We start from the raw sequence: 16,560 nt of genomic DNA, 5'->3' as shown, positions 1-16,560 counted from the left end.
TTTTGCTAAGCGAACTTAGACAGAATACAGATACTTGATAAAGTTTGAACTCAAACAAAGCAAATCAGCTTTCCGAATTATTATTAGCGTGAGCCAGAGATGGACACGGTAATAAACAGAATTTGCTTGGTGACAATAGCCTTGTGGAACCACCTGATCCCATCCCGAACTCAGAAGTGAAACGCAAACGCGCCGATGGTAGTGTGGGGTCTCCCCATGTGAGAGTAGGTCATCGCCAAGCGCCTAATTTAAATAATCTTAATTGATTAGTATAGAATTGCTGATATGGCTCAGTCGGTAGAGCGCATCCTTGGTAAGGATGAGGTCCCCAGTTCGATTCTGGGTATCAGCACCATTACAATCTAGTGTTTAATCCTAGAATAAAGAATTTGCTTGGTGACAATAGCCTTGTGGAACCACCTGATCCCATCCCGAACTCAGAAGTGAAACGCAAACGCGCCGATGGTAGTGTGGGGTCTCCCCATGTGAGAGTAGGTCATCGCCAAGCGCCTAATTATCTCATTGAGATGTAACCAAGCCAGCTGAATAAGCTGGCTTTTTTGCGTCTGTAATCTGAACATTCTTTGTACTAATAGCAATGCTACCGACTGTAAGTATTGCTATTAGCTTTGTTGGCGAGTTTTTTCTTCCCCTCAATACACAAGCTTTGCTTCCAGATTTTTCACTATTAATCGATAAAAAAAAGCAGCCAGAAGGCTGCTTTGAGGTGTTACTTTCGCATTAGGTTGCTTAAGCTTCTTTAAGCCACTGGGCAGCACGTTTAGCGAAGTAAGTTAAAATACCGTCTGCGCCTGCGCGTTTAAAGCAGAGTAGGGATTCCATGACGATGGCTTTTTCTGCTAACCATCCATTTTGGATTGCAGCCATATGCATGGCGTATTCACCACTGACTTGATAGGCGAATGTTGGTACTGCAAGTTCAGTTTTAACGCGATGCACTATATCTAAATACGGCATACCTGGCTTAACCATCACCATATCGGCTCCTTCTTGGATATCGAGTGCGACTTCATGCAAAGCTTCGTCACTGTTCGCTGGATCCATTTGATAGCTATGCTTATTTCCACCTTTGAGGTTACCCGCTGACCCTACGGCATCACGGAATGGACCGTAGTAGTTTGAAGAGTATTTTGCCGAGTAAGCCATTATTTGGGTGTTGACGTGCCCTGCCGCTTCTAATGCTTGGCGAATCGCGCCAATACGGCCATCCATCATGTCCGATGGTGCAATGATGTCTGCTCCAGCATCGGCGTGTGACAGTGCTTGCTTCACTAAAATCTCGGTGGTGATATCGTTAAGGATATAACCTGTTTCGTCTATGATGCCGTCTTGACCGTGAGTGGTGAAAGGATCTAGTGCCACGTCAGTCATGATTCCGAGCTGTGGAAAGGCTTTTTTGAGCTCGCGAACCGCACGTTGCACTAGGGCATCAGCGTTATAGGCTTCTTCTGCCATTAACGTTTTTTTCTCTGCAGGTGTCACAGGGAAAAGTGCAATCAATGGGATACCTAACTCAACCAGTTCTTCAGCTTCTTTCAGTAGCAAGTCTATCGAGTAGCGCTCAACACCGGGCATAGAGGCTATTTTTTCACTGCGATTAGTGCCTTCTAGAACAAACATTGGGTAAATCAAGTCATTGACCGTTAGATGATTTTCGGCCATGAGGCGACGGCTAAAATCATGTTTACGCATGCGGCGCATTCTACGCTGAGGGAAGGCACTGGTAATGATATTCACATTTGACTCCTAATTAGGTACTGGTCTTGCTTGATCCGACAAATACAAGCTGACTTGATTACGTCCACCGTTTTTGGCTTGGTAGAGGGCTTTATCTGCTTGTTCTAGTAATTTAGTACTGTGTTGATCGTGGGTCACTATATCGGCACTGACTCCGATACTGATAGTCAAAGGTATCGCTTCACCTTCCCATTCAAAATGAATAGAGGCAACAGCGTCTCTTATTGTTTCAGCAACTTGGAGAGCACCTTCTGCAGTTGTATTAGGAAGGATGATAGCAAATTCCTCCCCCCCAAAACGTGACACTAGATCCGTTGGCCGTTTTAAATGCTGCTGTAATGTTTGAGCTATTGTACGTAATGCTTGATCGCCTGCAAGATGACCGAATCTGTCGTTGATCAGCTTGAAGCGATCTATATCAAGCATTAACAGTGCTATGGGAGTTTCTTGCCTGCGACTGATCCGGCTTTCAGCGATTAAACGTTTATCAAAGGCACTGCGGTTTTTGACCCCAGTTAAACTGTCGATAGTGCTTTGTTCAGTGAGTTTTTGGTTTACTTCATGCAATTCTCTGAGCGTGATTTCAAGCTCTAAGGTACGTTCTTGTACCATTTGTTCGAGTTTCTCATTGCTCTCGGCTTCCGCTTTTAGGGCTTCTTCCCGCGCACTACGAATTTTCTGTGCTTGTTTCAAGGCTTCTTGCTGGATACGTAGTTTAGCTTTGCGCTCATCGTTATAGCGGATGGCGAGCACCAGAGACATGAAGATAATTTCAAAAGTCAGCCCAAGCATCACAGGCGTTTGCGGTTTTAAATTGAGGTCAATCACGCTGAGATAAAGCAAGCTACTGATGCAGGCGCCTGTCAGCATACTCACCCAGCCAATAGTGTACATACGTGCCAGTTTATGGCCATTGATAGCCTGAGTAATGGCAAAGACCATCAGGATTAGGCTGAGTACTGCAACGGAAATGATCTCGATATAGAGCGCCGTTCCATATTGGATAAATGGTGTGGCGAGTCCAACACAGAGGATATACACAGCACTATAGCGACAAGTGAGTAACATACGGCGGTTTAAATATTTGAGCTGTAATATTTTTTCAGTAAACATTAACGCAAATGCCATAACGATTGGCAGTAAAAACGGCACCATAACTTGCTGCAATAGCGGCCAGTCTGGCCAGAGGAATCGGAAGGCAAAACCGTTAATCGTGGCAACGAGTAAGGTCATGCTAAGGACATAGCCAGAGTAATAGCTGTAACTGAATGAGCCCGATGCTATGGCGATAAAAAGGCTAAAAATGCCAATTGCGGCAAGTACACCAAGTTGGAATCCATGCTCAACGGCGGTAGATTCGGCAATTTGAGCTAAGTCATTAGAAGACCATAGGTTTAATGGTACTGCAGCACTACCTTCAGTTTGAATATGCAGATAGAAAGTATGGGAGTCATCTGTGTTGATCTTGAAAGGATATAGGAAAATATTGCTCAAGAATGGTCGATCCTCATAGGGGAATATATCACCCATCAGCACAGTATTCATGAGTTTATTATTGACTAAATGGTAGATAGTTACCTTGTCTAACAAAGGGTTATCTAGCGCTAAAATGCGCGAAAGTGTTTCGTCAGGGCTGGTTAAGCTGAAACTGAGCCAAAAATCATGGCCGCTGAGTTTTTGAATGTCTTTATTGGTAAAGTTATGCCAATCAGTTTTTGGCAAAGCTTGTATTTCGGCCAGTTCTTTTGCTGGTGTAGGGTGGCTGACCATTAACCAAGGCGTAAGGTTTAAAGGTGTCGTGGTTGACTCGTCAATGCTCAATAGGGTTGCCAAGGCCTGTGTTGGGTATATCCATAGCCACAGCAAGAGTATGAGTGGCATGTTTTTGTTAAGCATGGATTCGATCCAAATTAAAAAACGCTAAGCTATTTTGGTAGCAACGTTTTGCAAACTCATCCGCATCTTCTCCGCGTAGGTTTGCAATATAATTTGCGATATAAGGAAGGTATTCGGGCTTGTTTTTGCTCGATTTAGGCTTAGGTCGCATACTACGGGGGAGTAGGTAAGGGCTATCTGTCTCGATTAAAATGCGATTCTGCGGAATAAAGGGGACGAGTTGCGCTAGTTCTTGGCCGCGTCTTTCATCACAGACCCAACCTGTTATGCCTAAGTGTAAATCGAGGTCAATATAGGCTTCCATCTGTGCGTGAGTGCCTGTGAAACAATGTAAAAGCGCACCATTAAGCTGGGGGCGATATTCACGCAGGATAGCGATAAAGTCTTCGTGGGCATCGCGCTCGTGCATCAGTACTGGCATTTGAAGTTCAATCGCCAATTCTAGTTGCGCAATAAAAGCTTGGCGCTGGATAGGTCTCGGGGAGAAATCACGATTGTAGTCTAAACCACATTCGCCAACGGCAACCACTTGCGGTGCATGGCAGAGTTCAGCTTGTCGAGCGTTTGAGCCATCATGCCAACCACTGGCATGGTGGGGATGCACACCAGCAGTGCAGTAAAGTTGATTAGGATATTGCTCGCAGACAGCAATGGCTGCCGCACTTTCAGTTAAATCGCTGCCAATAACAATTAACGGCGAAACCCCTTGGTCCGCCGCCGCTTGTATTATCGATACAGTATCTTGTTCGAGTGCGCTGCCAAGTAAATTGACAGCGATATCTATGTATGAGGGCATTATTTTAGGCGTTTTACCCGAACCTTGGCATTGCGATCATCGGTACCCATTAAAAAAGAACCTAAAGCGGCTTTTTCAATATAGACAGTTTCACCTTGCTTAACATTGTACTTACGGCCATCAGTTTGTTTCCATACCTGACCGTTAGTGAAAGTCACTTTAATGTCTCCGTAGGCATCTTCGGCTATAGATTGAATCTCTAAATAAATCTTATCGACAGTATTTTCTTGAACACGCTTGGCTTCCATCCCAAAGTCATCGGCAATTTTTGCCGCTGGTGCTTGGGGGGCGGTTGCCACTATCGCTGCTGCAGTCGTAGGGACTGCAACTGTTGCTACTGTAGCCGGTATCGCTTGAGTGCTAATGGTGTCAGCTTTTACGCTTTCTGCTAGCTTGTCATAGCAAATCAAGCGGTCGAGTTTATCGGCGGTTGCTGCACATTGGGTTAACTGTTGTTCAATGCTGGCATTTGCTTGGACAGATACAAGCATTATCGCTGCCGTTATAAGAGTTAAGCGCATGAGAATGTTCCTTATTATATTATTCCCCTAACGCCTTCGAGGACGTTAGTCGTTTGTTTGTTCAGTATCTTCGTCTGACTCGTCATCTGGTTTGCTGTAGAAACGAGCCGCTAATAAACCGCCTTCGAACAATAACAGCATTGGTACAGCAAGCATAGTCTGGGAAATCACATCCGGTGGGGTTAATAGCATGCCGACGACAAAGGCGCCCACTATGATATAAGGACGTTTTTGCTTGAGATCTTCAGGTGTAGTGACACCTGACCAGCAGAGTAAAACAACGGCAATGGGGATTTCAAAGGATAGACCAAAGGCAAAGAACAGCTTCAGAATAAAGTTAAGGTAACTAGTAATGTCTGTCGCAACTTGAACTCCCTCTGGCGCATTGTTAGCAAAAAAACCAAAAACAACAGGGAATACAAGATAATAAGCAAATGCAATGCCGAGATAAAACAATAAGGTACTGCTGAATAGCAGTGGCATCACTAAGCGTTTTTCATGTTTATATAAACCCGGTGCCACGAAGGACCAAATTTGAAATAACACGTAGGGCACTGCCACAAAAAATGATAAAACGAGGGTTAGTTTGAAAGGTGCAAAAAATGGTGCAGCGACATCCGTCGCAATCATGCTGCCACCAAGAGGCAAAGATTGCATTAAAGGTATTGCCATGTAGTGGTAGATATCATTTGCCCAGTACACACTACAAATGAACACTAATAACACACTAGCAATGGATTTTAGCAGCTTGGACCTAAGTTCAAGCAAATGGCTGATAAGTGGCTGCTGTTGCGACATGAATTATCCGTTGGCTTTCGGGTTAGAACTGGTATCCACGCCCTGAGATGGCTCACTTGAAGTAGCGGAAGAAGCCGATGTTTGACTCGCCTCTACAGTGGCTGTTGGATTAGTTTGGCTAGCTTGAACTGGATTCACTTGAGCAGGAGTGTGAATTTGATTCTCAGGCGCAGGGGTGTCTTTTGATGGATCCTGAACCTGATAAGGGCGGTTCACTGACTGTGCCGCTTGCTTTAGTTGCTCAATAGACTCTTTGAGTTCAGGTGAGAGGTTAGATAAACCTTTGCTCTCGGCTTTTTTAAGATCGGCATGCAACTGCTCGATCTTCAGCTCCTGCTCAAGCTCTTCTTTTACCGAGTTCGCCATGCGTTTCATCGCACGGATCCAACTCGTTACCGAACGCACCGCAACCGGTAGACGTTCGGGGCCAAGAACCACTAGCCCCAAAACACCGATCAGCAGCAGCTCCATAAAGCCGATACCGTCAAACATAAAGAGTTACGCCTGTTCTTTGTTAGACTCAGGTTTCTTTTCAGTCGCCTGTTGAGTTGTTTGCGCTGTTTTAGCCGCTTCGGTGTCTTCTAATGCCTTCTTGTCTTCTTCTGAAGACATGGCGTTTTTGAAGCCTTTAACCGCACCACCTAAATCACCACCCAAAGAGCGTAATTTCTTAGTTCCAAACAACAAGACAACGATTAACGCAACGATAAGCAGTTGCCAAATACTAATACCACCCATGAAGGTATCCTCTTAATTGATATCGGTTCTATTATGAACCTCTGATTAATTAGTGCTAGCTAAAATTTGCGATTCTTTGGCCTAGATCGCCATCCTACAAACCACAATATCATGCCTGAAATTAGACAAACATAAGGGGTCCATAGTGTAGCGTCTCTATTAATCAATAACGTGCCACAGATCAATAAAACGGCAGAAGTGATAAGCAAGTAGTTACTCTTGTGTGCCTGCTGCTGATATTTCAAATACTTATCTAGCATTTGTTGCTGAGAACTCAGCAATTTCCTGCCTAACTTAAGATTATCGTAAATTAGTTCAGGGAATTCAGGTAGTTTATCAGCCCAATATGGCAGTTTTGTGGATACCTTTTTAAACATAGCTTTAGGACCGACTTGGTCGGCCATCCACTGCTCTAAAAAAGGTTTGGCGGTTTGCCATAAATCCAACTGCGGATACAGCTGACGGCCTAAGCCTTCGATGTAGAGTAAGGTTTTTTCCAACAATACCAATTGCGGTTGCACCACGATATCGAAGTGGCGCGCAGTGCGGAATAATTCCAGTAACACATGACCAAAGGAGATCTCGTCGAGCGGCTTGTTGAACATAGGTTCACACACCACTTTGATGGCCTGTTCGAAAGCTTGTAGATCGGTTTTTTCCGATACCCAGCCAGACTCAATATAGAGCTGGGCGATTCTGTGATAATCGCGATTAAAGAAGGCGAGGAAATTTTCGGCGAGATAGCGCTTATCGACTTCGCTGAGTGTGCCCATGATGCCGCAGTCGAGCCCAATGTAGTATGGGTTCTCAGGATGATCGCGGGAAATAAAGATATTGCCCGGATGCATGTCGGCGTGGAAAAAGTTATCGCGGAATACTTGGGTAAAAAATAGTTCAACACCCCGCTCGGCCAATAACTTAAAGTTGGTACCTTGCGCTTTAAGGGCGGCAATATCCGAGACAGAAATACCGTAAATACGTTCCATCACCATCAGGCGTGGATAGCAAAACTCTTCATACACATAAGGCACATAGAGCGCATCTGAGTTGAGGAAGTTGTTGCGTAGCTTGACTGCGTTTAAGGCTTCGAGCTTAAGGTTTAACTCGCCTAAAATGGTCACGCGGTAATCTTCGATCACTTCAGCAGGGCGCAGGCGGTTACCTTCACCGAGGAGGTATTCAATCAGTTTGGCCGTTTGCGACATCAACTGCAGATCGGCTTGAATCTTGGCTTCTACATTCGGGCGTAGCACCTTAAGTACGACGTCTTTGCCGTTAGATTTGAGGGTCGCGGTATGCACCTGAGAAATAGAGGCTGAGGCCAGTGGTGTTTCATTAAAGTCATCGAATAGGGATTCAATCGGCGCTTTTAGCTCAGCTTCAATCGCTTGGCGGGCAAGTGTACCATCAAAGGGCGGCACTTTGTCCTGTAGCATGGCCAATTCACTGGCCCATTCATCGCTGAGTAAATCGCGGCGGGTTGAGAGCATTTGCCCAAGCTTGATATAAACGGGACCGAGTTCCTGCATCGCCAGTTTTAAGCGTTCGCCACCGGGCTTATTTTTATGCTTATTGCGGATCCAGAATAGGCTGTTACGGGCGAGCTTAAAGTACCAAGGTGTCATCTTTGGCGGCAATACGTCATCTAACCCGTACTGAAGTAAGGTCTTGATGACGTGGTAACCGCGGCGGATACTGGCAAAGGTCATGGCTTAATTTGGTCTCTTAATTGGGCAATCCGTTGTTCAATCGCGCGAGTGTCGGCAACTAAATCATCCATTTGATCGCGAAAGTGCATTAACTCAATTGGGTGCGGTGCGAGGCGATACTCTTCAACTGCGAGTTGCCCTAAGTGGGAGCGGGTTTTACGCAACACTTCGAGTGCAAAGTCTTTTGCCTGATGGCTAGAACAGATGAGTTTGTGAGTGGGACCATCACCTAAATAACGGGATATTGGCTCGGCAAAGTCAAATTCGATACCGCGTAGATATTGGCTAAAGCTTTGTAATAAATTGAGATCGCCCTCAAGCTTGAGTTTATCTTGCTTGATTAGTTCAGTCAGGTTTGCGCCTTCGGACACGCGATAAAGCGTCGTCGCATCGGCATGTAGACTGACATCGACATCGCCTTCATAGCGGCTCAGTACTTGGATCTCTTTGGCAAACACTAAATAGAATGGCCAGCTGAGCTGCGATAATTGGATACGAAACACTTTGCCATGCAACTGGCGCTGGCGCGAATAATCGTCGCCCGCTTGGGCCTGAAGTTTTTTCAGACCCGTTTCAATTGCGGCGCAGGCAAGCAGCACAACTTCTTGCGGCATCATTAGAATTTATAACCACGGTGCAATGCGACAATGCCGTCGGTCATGTTGGTGTAGTCGACTTGTTCAAAGCCTGCATCAACCATCATTTGTTTTAATGTGTCTTGATCTGGGTGCATGCGGATCGATTCAGCCAGATACTCGTAGCTGTCGGCATCTTTAGTGATGAGCTCGCCCATCTTAGGTAAGACTTTGAAGCTATATAAATCATACACTTTACGCATAATTTCATGCTGAGGCTTAGAGAACTCTAGCACTAATAACTTGCCACCAGGCTTAAGCACGCGATTCATTGAACGCAGCGCCGCATCTTTATCGGTCACGTTACGCAGACCAAAGGCGATGGTAATGATGTCGAAGTGGTTATCGGGAAACGGCAATGCTTCGGCGTTGGCTTGCACATAACTGACATTGTTGACTATGCCCTTGTCGCGCAACTTAGTGCGCCCGACTTTTAACATGGAATCGTTAATGTCAGCTAAAACCACTTCACCTTTATCGCCCACTAAGTGAGAGAATTTTGCGGTTAAGTCACCTGTACCGCCGGCCAAATCGAGCACTTTCATGCCAGGGCGGGCGCCAGAGACTTCAATGGTGTAACGTTTCCAAAAACGGTGAATGCCGAAGGACATCACATCGTTCATTATGTCGTACTTAGCGGCAACAGAATGAAACACGCCGGCAACGAGTTCAGCCTTTTTATCTGCCTCTACGGTTTTGTAACCAAAGTGGGTACTTTTAGATTCGCCCTCAGACATCAATGTGTTCCTATTGTTTTGCAATGTATTAGTTGCGAGTGTAAGCCATCGCCTGCATTTGCTGAATCTTTGATCTATCACTCTGTGATCGAGCTAGTAAACTAACTGCAATGCCTTAGCTTGAGGCACTCCTGAACAGTCGTAGGATTAAGTGCTTAGCGACCACGTAAAATGGACAGGCATTAGACCACAATATCAGGATTTGGTGAATAGCTTAGCGCCCAGTTGGGTGTAACTGGTGATATTCATTGTGCCAAAAATTGCATGCGAGCCTGCACATAAGCGTAGATAAGCTCGCTTAGGCTTTGGCCTACATCCCTGAATCCGGCTTCAATTCCCGCTTCGTGGCAACTTGGTGCAGCCTCGGCTAAATGCAAATAAGCGCATAGGCAGTGGCGGGCGATATAGCTGACATAATGCGCCGCATCGAGCAATGGCACACCTGCAGCGGTTGAAGCGCTACTGGGCATTTTAGCGATAGCATCTACGTCAAGTTCTAATCCTACGGGTAAACCTGTGTCATTTAGTTTGGCGGCGATTTCAAGTAAAGCTTGGCCAAGGCTGATTTCACGGCGAACCCAAATTTGTTGCAAGCTATGCCAAGTGCCCCCAAATTCGCTGAGTTGGCTTAGGTTGGCTTCGCTGTTTTTTAACTCGTGTAAACCCAGTACATGATAGCAACCTAAGGCGCCGCGATCGGCAGCGTAACTAAAACCATTGCCGCTGTGACGACCTTCAAGCAGACGAAAATCCGAATGAGGGTCAAGATTCACCGCGGCGACTTGGCGTTGGTAGTGGCCGTAGGTTGCCATCAACAAACCATAGGCATTGTTGTGGCCGCCGCCGATAAGTATGGGTTCTAAACCTGCCTTTAAAATTGCACTCACGATGCGGATAACGCGCTCATCGAGTTGCTCCACCGCATCGCGTAATTCATCTAAGGTGACGTTAGTGTTAGCTGTTGTATTACCCGAAGTTTGTTGCTGCAGATCGGCGGTGTTCACTTGGCCTAATACTAGGCATTCGGCACCAGAAAGAAAGCGATTAGATTGCAGATTGAGCAATTGGCGCATGCTGGTAGTGAACGCATCGGTCGCGCCGCCGCGGCCTAAGTTGGCGCGTGGGCCGATATCTTCACCGACGCCGAAAATGGCGAAGCTTGCCCCGTGGGCTTTGGCAGTGGCGAGTATGGTCTCTAACCTATGTTCGTGATTAGCCAGATGGACGCATTGGCCTAATTTAGTTTCGCCGGTTCTTGGGCTGACTAATGAGGCAATATCTGTCTGGGTAAAGGGAATAAATTCAGGCATAGATTGATATTCTTATTCGGCCGGAGTCGAGCTATTGTGGCCAGTGTGGCGCGAGGATTCAATGGGGAAACGTTGAAAATAGTGAATAAAAAAGCCAGCTTAGCTGGCTTTCTTGGCTGAACAGTGAGATTACTCAATGTCGAGAGGTTCAGGTGATAAAATCACACCTGTGTTATCAGCATAAATGTGATCGCCGGGTAAGAAAGTCACACCGCCAAAATTGACCGGAATTTCCACTTCGCCCACTGAATTGCCATCAGCACCCACTGGAATAGAGGCAAGAGCCTGAATACCAATGTCTAACTCTTCCAATGCATCCACATCGCGTACAGAACCGTAAACGATAATGCCTTCCCAGTTGTTGCTAACCGCAAGTTCAGCGATAGCACCATCGATCAGCGCACGGCGTAATGAGCCACCACCATCAACGAGTAAGACTTTACCTTGACCATCCTCTTGTAGGACTTCGGTGATTAGGCCGTTGTCTTCAAAGCACTTGATGGTGCTAATAGAACCGCCAAAAGAGCTACAACCACCGTAGTTACTGAACATGGGCTCGACTACATCTACGACATCTAAGTACATGTCACATAATTCTGAGGTGTTGTATTCCATATTTACACTCCTATTGATCCGCGTTGCGTACAGTTTAGCGAGTTTACGCCAGTATAAAAGGGATTCTTGAAAAGAAAAGTGTTATCAATCACGGTATTGTTGCCATTGGGCTGTTAACACATCTGTAGTAAATTTTCGTCGCACTTTAGAAGTTATGCGGTAAAACTTGATATTAGTCATTAAATAACGGTTTTTTATTACAACTCTGTTGCGTGCTTTGGTATTATATCCCAAGTTTAAATTAACTTACTTAACTTAATTTGCTTTAGGGGCATGGACCCCCCGTTACGCTTATGGACGGTAGAGGGCCTTCGAGAGGTGCCTATGGAAGCTGTAAATACGATTGAAATTATTGGTTATTTTGCCTCTGTAATGGTGGCGATCTCTCTAATGATGAAGAATATCATTTGGTTGCGATGGTTGAATTTTGTGGGATGTACCCTATTTGTTGTTTATGGGGTGTTTATTTCTGCTTGGCCAGTGGCTGGCATGAATGCGTTTGTTGCTTGTATTAATATTTACCATTTGACGAAAATTTACCGCGCTAAGGCGAATACTCCCGCCGCAGCCTAAGTTTATTTGATTGTGTTGCTCTTGGGATTCACATTTAGAGCAACACAATATTCTGCCTCAGTCCTATCGCTATTCCTAAATAAATCCCTTAACCCCAGCATAACGTCCCTAGAATCCTTCTAGATCAAAACCTCAGCCATGCTTCTTGTCATAAAACCTTCGAGCAGATGTCACTTAGCCGTCACAGGTCTTTCTTAGTCTCAAGCTATCTAATAGTGCTTTAGCTAATGTGGTTTAGGTTTAACTATTAGCAAACAGCAAATTAGCCGTGAGCAGTCAATAACGAATTCAATCGTGAATAGAGCCTTGGTGAGTTGGTCGGTTTCAGACTAAGCACTCTAAGCGTCGTCGAGAGAATGCACAGATTAACATCACAGTAAAACTCGCTGGTATGCCAGCAAGGAGCCTGTTTTATGTTGAGTTACGTTGCAGACTTAGATAAGCGAATGTTTTGCTATATCGTGAGCTTCACCCAGCACCATGGTTTATATGCCCATGCAAAGCGGGTATCAGCGAGTGGCGATGGGCATGTGTATTTATATTTGTCCGTGGGTTTGATGCTGACGCACGCTCAAGGACAGGCTCTATTTAATTTGATGTTAGCGAGTTTTTTGGTTGAGTTACCTCTGTATTTACTATTGAAAAATAGTATTCGTCGCACACGGCCATGCCATGCATTAGTGGGATTTGAGAGTGGTTTTGAACCATCGGATCGCTTCAGTTTACCGTCTGGTCATACAGCCGCGGCCTTTGTGATGGCAACGAGCGTGGCGCAAATCTATCCAGCGGCGGCTCCTGTGGCGTATTTATGGGCTTTTAGCATAGGGGGCTCACGTATTGCTCTTGGCGTGCATTATCCCTTAGATATTCTGGCGGGAGCCACATTGGGGATTGGGTCGGTATTGCTGGTTCATCCAGTGATTTAATTCAAATATGCGCCTGTTAATCATTTCATTAGTGGGAATTCTCCTTCACTCATCAGTTTAAGGATACGTAATGCGAATACTCTACGGAGTTCAAGGCACAGGGAATGGCCACTTAAGTCGTGCACGCGTCATGGCTAAAGCATTGATGAAACAAGATATTGAAGTGGACTTTCTATTTTCGGGACGCAAGCCTGATCAGTTTTTCGATATGGAGTGCTTTGGTGATTATCGCGTTCAAGCGGGAATGACGTTTGCGACGCACTCCGGGCGCGTGAATGTGCCACAAACTGTCCGACAAAATTTGTCCTTGTCGTTATTTAAAGATATTAAAGCCTTAGATCTCAGTTGCTATGATTTAGTACTCAACGACTTTGAACCTGTGTCGGCTTGGGCTGCGCGGCGCCAAGGCGTGCCATCCATTGGGATTAGCCATCAGGCGGCGTTAACTCATCCGGTGCCAAAACTCGGTAGCACTTGGTTTAATGAGATGCTGCTCAATTATTTTGCACCAGTGGATGTGGCGCTGGGGTGTCATTGGCATCATTTTGGCTTCCCTATTTTGCCGCCTTTTGTCGAAGTGGATGCCAGCCCATTCGAACACACGCATCAGATTTTAGTTTATTTACCTTTTGAAGATGCGGATATGATTGCTCATTTTCTGTCTCATTTTAGTGATTATCAGTTTTTGGTATATCACAGCCAACAACCTAAAGGCCAAGTTGCTGAGCACATTAAATGGCACGGTTTTAATCGTGAGGGGTTTAAGCAACATCTTGCCAGCTGCGGTGGTGTGATAGGCAATGCGGGCTTTGAGCTTGCCAGCGAAGCATTAACCTTAGGTAAAAAACTCTTAGTCAAACCACTGATTGGCCAGTTTGAGCAGTTATCGAATGTGGCGGCGTTACAACTTTTAGCGGCTGCAGATAGCATGATGAGTCTCGATGTGAACATAGTTAAGCGCTGGCTTAAAACGGCATCGCCTAATCCAATTGCATATCCAAAGGTGGGGGATACGCTGGTTAAATGGATTAACGGCGGCGACTGGCACAATAGTCAGCCGCTGTGCCAAGAGTTATGGAGCCAAGTCACGCTTCCCGATACTTGGCGTTAAACAGCATTGCTGTTTAGATGAAAAGCAACTTAGGCACTAGCTGGGTTAATGGCGTTAGCGTATAATTTCGTCAATTTTGCTGTTAGTCCCTTTCAGCACGTCTATTTTGGCCTAGCCTGGCCGTTAATTATGTTGTTATAAATGAGCCTGAAAAAGTTTACTCAGTACAAGTTACTGTTTTTAATGTTGTTATTACTTTGTGTCCTACTTCCTTTTATTCCAGATCAGGCTTACCACATCCCCGGCCCTGATATCGCTAAGCAAAATTTTCATGTGATTGAGTTTAATGATAAAGGTCAGCCCCACGACGAAAGGCAATGGCAAGGTTTAGAGACGCGAATTTTATATCCAGAGCCTGCACAGATCCCTGAATTATTGATTTTTGTCCATGGCTGGCATCATAGCGCTGAGCCTAAGGATGAAAACTTTATTGCCTTTGAGCAGTTTTATCAGCAAATGGCCGCGTCCGATACCCAGCGTAACTTGTTGGGTTTGTATATTGGCTGGCGGGGCGATAAATATGATCCTTTTTGGATCGATGGCTCAGATGATGCAAAAAGTTGGATTGAACCCTTAGATTTTCCCACTATTTTACAGCGTAAACGGGTTGCTAAACGTATCGGGCAGTTAGGTCTATCACAGTTGCTGGATAAGCTTGATAGCTTAGTAACACAGCATAAACTGCTGCGGTACACTGTGATTGGCCATAGTCTTGGCGGTGCTGTTGTTTTGCATGCGAGTAAAGATCGCATCAAAGCCGCCATTGATAATCAGCAGGATAATCCTAATTTATTCTTACTGTTAAATCCTGCCGTACCTGCTAAAGAGTATCAGCCATTAGATACGTTGGTGAGCTTAGATAGACAAAAACCGAGTATGGTGGTGTTGCAATCGAAGGGGGATTTTGCAGTGAAAGAAGCCTTCAATTACATCAAGGACGGCGAGCGCGCTGTCGGGAACTCTTGGGCGATTACCCACGATATTGACAAATGCTCTGGTGGCAATTGCACCACGCCAATGAAGATGCCTTCGGCCTTGATGGCGCACGATCAAATCCCTGGCTGTATGATGACGCTGCCTCAATCAGGCTGGAAAATTCGTGCTCGCCTGCAGGCTCGTCGTACCGTGCAAACCTGCCCCGATGCCAATATGCAAGCCGTATGGGTACTGGCCGTGTCGGACGAAATCGTCTCTGGGCACAATGGCATTCTCACTCCTGAGCATGGTAAAGCCTTGTCTGAGGTGATGCGTATGATTGATTTATATCGAAATCAATTACCTAAACATGCGGTGGAAAGCCCTGCGAACCAAGATCTTGGCACCTTAGCGCCAGAGTCAGAAGCTGCAACATCTACCGAAGGTGAAACGCCTGTGCCACAAGAGCCAGTGATTATTGTCGAGCCTTTACCTGAAGAGCAAAGCTCACCGACACCTAAGGTTAATGCACCATTGCAGGAGCCAAACGTATCACAGGAACAAGATAAGCCTGCTGCGACTGAGGCGCCACCCGCGCCAATTAAAGCGCCGGAATCAAAGCCTGAGGCTAAGCCAAATGACGGTGCAGAACCTCAACCTAAGGTTGAAACTGAAGGCATAAAGTGATTGAGTTTTAAAGAGCTTAACCTTGTTTTGAAAGTGCTTTCAATGTGTGTTCCAAACAACGTAAAAGCGCTTTTTATTTTTAATAAATGGTTCATAAGTAAATTTATTTTACTCATTTTAATTAAAAACAAATATTTCGACATTCATCGTCAAGTCTTGCGATGGAGTGCTAAGTTCGGTAGGTTAACTTGTAAACTGAAGTAAACTTTGGCTTACTATTTATTTAGAGTCATTGGTTTTGGTGAATAAGTATTAGCTATATTAACGTTATTCACCACTTAAGTACTATCAGGGTTAGTGGTTATTAATCAAAAAATAATTAGTGATAAGACATTATTTTAATTCATTAAACAATGGAGTGTATATGAAGTGTTCAATTTTATCCGCCTTGGTTATTTTCGCTGTATCAAACTATTGTTTTGCAAAAAGTCATAATGTGTATGGGGATGTGCAAGTTACAGATATAAAACCAACGAGTGGTTTTATTTGGGAACGTGAAAATAAAAGTGCCCCGCAATATCCAATGGAACTCGCTCGTTCGGGCATTGCTGGTTGTGCTGTCATGTCTTTTGATATTTCAGAGTCGGGTAAGGCCGAAAATATCGAAGTCGTTAAATCTGTTCCTCAAAAATCGCTGGGTAAATACTCAAGTCAGATATTAAAAAAATGGAACTGGGTCCCCACTGCCGCTACGAACGTAATGACTTCTGAAAGAAGAACCATAAGGTTAGATTTTTGTATAGGCAATGAGTCGACGGAACAATCTCAAAATGCCTGTAAGCAACAAACGCAATTAGTATGTGGCTAACGGTAACTTAACTATTTTAAGTAGTAA

17 protein-coding genes, 1 tRNA gene and 2 rRNA genes are annotated in these 16,560 nt (G+C 45.2%); 8 read left to right on the top strand and 12 right to left on the bottom strand.

The window, feature by feature from the left end; genetic code table 11:
• Positions 1-125: 125 nt before the first annotated feature.
• The 3 genes from rrf (L5M71_RS08620) (at position 126) to rrf (L5M71_RS08610) (ending at position 508) form a co-directional block, all read left to right on the top strand.
• Positions 126-241 (top strand): 5S ribosomal RNA (rrf, locus tag L5M71_RS08620).
• Positions 242-279: 38 nt separating this feature from the next.
• Positions 280-355: transfer RNA gene (locus L5M71_RS08615), tRNA-Thr, on the top strand.
• Between the two features lie 37 nt (positions 356-392).
• Positions 393-508 (top strand): 5S ribosomal RNA (rrf, locus tag L5M71_RS08610).
• Positions 509-750: 242 nt separating this feature from the next.
• Here the strand turns inward: rrf (L5M71_RS08610) and hemB are convergent.
• From hemB to rraA, 12 genes are all read right to left on the bottom strand, one after another.
• Entirely contained in the window at positions 751-1,758 is a 1,008-nt protein-coding gene (gene hemB / locus L5M71_RS08605; protein ID WP_263186321.1) for a porphobilinogen synthase, read from the bottom strand.
• A gap of 9 nt (positions 1,759-1,767) precedes the next feature.
• Positions 1,768-3,654, bottom strand: coding sequence for a diguanylate cyclase (locus L5M71_RS08600; protein ID WP_263206943.1), 1,887 nt, complete (start codon positions 3,652-3,654; stop codon positions 1,768-1,770).
• Positions 3,647-4,450, bottom strand: coding sequence for a TatD family hydrolase (locus L5M71_RS08595; RefSeq protein WP_263206941.1), 804 nt, complete (start codon positions 4,448-4,450; stop codon positions 3,647-3,649). The genes L5M71_RS08600 and L5M71_RS08595 overlap by 8 nt, the downstream gene beginning before the upstream one ends.
• A complete protein-coding gene (locus L5M71_RS08590) occupies positions 4,450-4,971 on the bottom strand; it encodes a hypothetical protein (protein WP_028759544.1) in 522 nt (173 codons plus the stop codon). The genes L5M71_RS08595 and L5M71_RS08590 overlap by 1 nt, the downstream gene beginning before the upstream one ends.
• Positions 4,972-5,016: 45 nt before the next feature.
• Positions 5,017-5,769: a twin-arginine translocase subunit TatC gene (tatC, locus tag L5M71_RS08585; protein ID WP_113940134.1), complete on the bottom strand. Its 753-nt coding sequence runs from the start codon at positions 5,767-5,769 to the stop codon at positions 5,017-5,019.
• A gap of 3 nt (positions 5,770-5,772) precedes the next feature.
• Complete coding sequence (gene tatB, locus L5M71_RS08580; protein WP_263206937.1) at positions 5,773-6,261, bottom strand: Sec-independent protein translocase protein TatB; 489 nt, start codon at positions 6,259-6,261, stop codon at positions 5,773-5,775.
• A 6-nt stretch (positions 6,262-6,267) separates the two neighbouring features.
• Entirely contained in the window at positions 6,268-6,507 is a 240-nt protein-coding gene (gene tatA, locus L5M71_RS08575; protein WP_006083329.1) for a Sec-independent protein translocase subunit TatA, read from the bottom strand.
• Positions 6,508-6,566: 59 nt separating this feature from the next.
• Positions 6,567-8,216, bottom strand: coding sequence for a ubiquinone biosynthesis regulatory protein kinase UbiB (gene ubiB / locus L5M71_RS08570; protein WP_263206934.1), 1,650 nt, complete (start codon positions 8,214-8,216; stop codon positions 6,567-6,569).
• On the bottom strand, positions 8,213-8,833 hold the full coding sequence (locus L5M71_RS08565; RefSeq protein WP_168825772.1) for an SCP2 domain-containing protein: 621 nt from the start codon (positions 8,831-8,833) through the stop codon (positions 8,213-8,215). The genes ubiB and L5M71_RS08565 overlap by 4 nt, the downstream gene beginning before the upstream one ends.
• Entirely contained in the window at positions 8,833-9,588 is a 756-nt protein-coding gene (gene ubiE / locus L5M71_RS08560; protein WP_006083326.1) for a bifunctional demethylmenaquinone methyltransferase/2-methoxy-6-polyprenyl-1,4-benzoquinol methylase UbiE, read from the bottom strand. Before ubiE ends, L5M71_RS08565 begins: the two co-directional genes overlap by 1 nt.
• 245 nt (positions 9,589-9,833) lie before the next feature.
• Complete coding sequence (locus L5M71_RS08555; RefSeq protein ID WP_263206932.1) at positions 9,834-10,898, bottom strand: formimidoylglutamase; 1,065 nt, start codon at positions 10,896-10,898, stop codon at positions 9,834-9,836.
• 129 nt (positions 10,899-11,027) lie between these two features.
• Positions 11,028-11,513 carry a ribonuclease E activity regulator RraA gene (gene rraA, locus L5M71_RS08550; RefSeq protein ID WP_006083324.1) on the bottom strand — a complete coding sequence of 162 codons (486 nt, stop codon included), beginning with the start codon at positions 11,511-11,513 and terminating at the stop codon, positions 11,028-11,030.
• 324 nt (positions 11,514-11,837) lie between these two features.
• Here rraA and L5M71_RS08545 point away from each other — a divergent pair, with 324 nt between their 5' ends.
• The 5 genes from L5M71_RS08545 (at position 11,838) to L5M71_RS08525 (ending at position 16,533) form a co-directional block, all read left to right on the top strand.
• Positions 11,838-12,086 (top strand): YgjV family protein, encoded by a 249-nt coding sequence (locus L5M71_RS08545; RefSeq protein WP_006083323.1) that lies wholly within the window; start codon positions 11,838-11,840, stop codon positions 12,084-12,086.
• Between the two features lie 413 nt (positions 12,087-12,499).
• Positions 12,500-13,012, top strand: a complete 513-nt coding sequence (locus L5M71_RS08540) for a phosphatase PAP2 family protein (protein WP_263202631.1) — start codon at positions 12,500-12,502, stop codon at positions 13,010-13,012.
• 70 nt (positions 13,013-13,082) lie between these two features.
• Complete coding sequence (locus tag L5M71_RS08535) at positions 13,083-14,123, top strand: MJ1255/VC2487 family glycosyltransferase (RefSeq protein ID WP_105251217.1); 1,041 nt, start codon at positions 13,083-13,085, stop codon at positions 14,121-14,123.
• Between the two features lie 141 nt (positions 14,124-14,264).
• Positions 14,265-15,725, top strand: a complete 1,461-nt coding sequence (locus L5M71_RS08530) for a thioesterase (RefSeq protein ID WP_113940129.1) — start codon at positions 14,265-14,267, stop codon at positions 15,723-15,725.
• A 364-nt stretch (positions 15,726-16,089) separates the two neighbouring features.
• Positions 16,090-16,533 (top strand): energy transducer TonB, encoded by a 444-nt coding sequence (locus L5M71_RS08525; RefSeq protein ID WP_113940127.1) that lies wholly within the window; start codon positions 16,090-16,092, stop codon positions 16,531-16,533.
• Positions 16,534-16,560 lie beyond the last annotated feature (27 nt).

Origin of the sequence: Shewanella sp. SW1, assembly GCF_025653545.1 — a bacterium.
Lineage (GTDB): Bacteria > Pseudomonadota > Gammaproteobacteria > Enterobacterales > Shewanellaceae > Shewanella > Shewanella oncorhynchi.
This window is presented reverse-complemented; position numbering and strand designations above follow the sequence as displayed.

Bases quoted from the DNA above. Each gene is read 5' to 3' on its own strand.
- L5M71_RS08600 (WP_263206943.1), bottom strand. From the start codon at position 3,654: ATGCTTAACAAAAACATGCCACTCATACTCTTGCTGTGGCTATGGATA.
- L5M71_RS08595 (WP_263206941.1), bottom strand. From the start codon at position 4,450: ATGCCCTCATACATAGATATCGCTGTCAATTTACTTGGCAGCGCACTC.
- L5M71_RS08590 (WP_028759544.1), bottom strand. From the start codon at position 4,971: ATGCGCTTAACTCTTATAACGGCAGCGATAATGCTTGTATCTGTCCAA.
- tatC (WP_113940134.1), bottom strand. From the start codon at position 5,769: ATGTCGCAACAGCAGCCACTTATCAGCCATTTGCTTGAACTTAGGTCC.
- tatB (WP_263206937.1), bottom strand. From the start codon at position 6,261: ATGTTTGACGGTATCGGCTTTATGGAGCTGCTGCTGATCGGTGTTTTG.
- tatA (WP_006083329.1), bottom strand. From the start codon at position 6,507: ATGGGTGGTATTAGTATTTGGCAACTGCTTATCGTTGCGTTAATCGTT.
- ubiB (WP_263206934.1), bottom strand. From the start codon at position 8,216: ATGACCTTTGCCAGTATCCGCCGCGGTTACCACGTCATCAAGACCTTA.
- L5M71_RS08565 (WP_168825772.1), bottom strand. From the start codon at position 8,833: ATGATGCCGCAAGAAGTTGTGCTGCTTGCCTGCGCCGCAATTGAAACG.
- ubiE (WP_006083326.1), bottom strand. From the start codon at position 9,588: ATGTCTGAGGGCGAATCTAAAAGTACCCACTTTGGTTACAAAACCGTA.
- L5M71_RS08555 (WP_263206932.1), bottom strand. From the start codon at position 10,898: ATGCCTGAATTTATTCCCTTTACCCAGACAGATATTGCCTCATTAGTC.
- rraA (WP_006083324.1), bottom strand. From the start codon at position 11,513: ATGGAATACAACACCTCAGAATTATGTGACATGTACTTAGATGTCGTA.
- L5M71_RS08545 (WP_006083323.1), top strand. From the start codon at position 11,838: ATGGAAGCTGTAAATACGATTGAAATTATTGGTTATTTTGCCTCTGTA.
- L5M71_RS08540 (WP_263202631.1), top strand. From the start codon at position 12,500: ATGTTGAGTTACGTTGCAGACTTAGATAAGCGAATGTTTTGCTATATC.
- L5M71_RS08535 (WP_105251217.1), top strand. From the start codon at position 13,083: ATGCGAATACTCTACGGAGTTCAAGGCACAGGGAATGGCCACTTAAGT.
- L5M71_RS08530 (WP_113940129.1), top strand. From the start codon at position 14,265: ATGAGCCTGAAAAAGTTTACTCAGTACAAGTTACTGTTTTTAATGTTG.
- L5M71_RS08525 (WP_113940127.1), top strand. From the start codon at position 16,090: ATGAAGTGTTCAATTTTATCCGCCTTGGTTATTTTCGCTGTATCAAAC.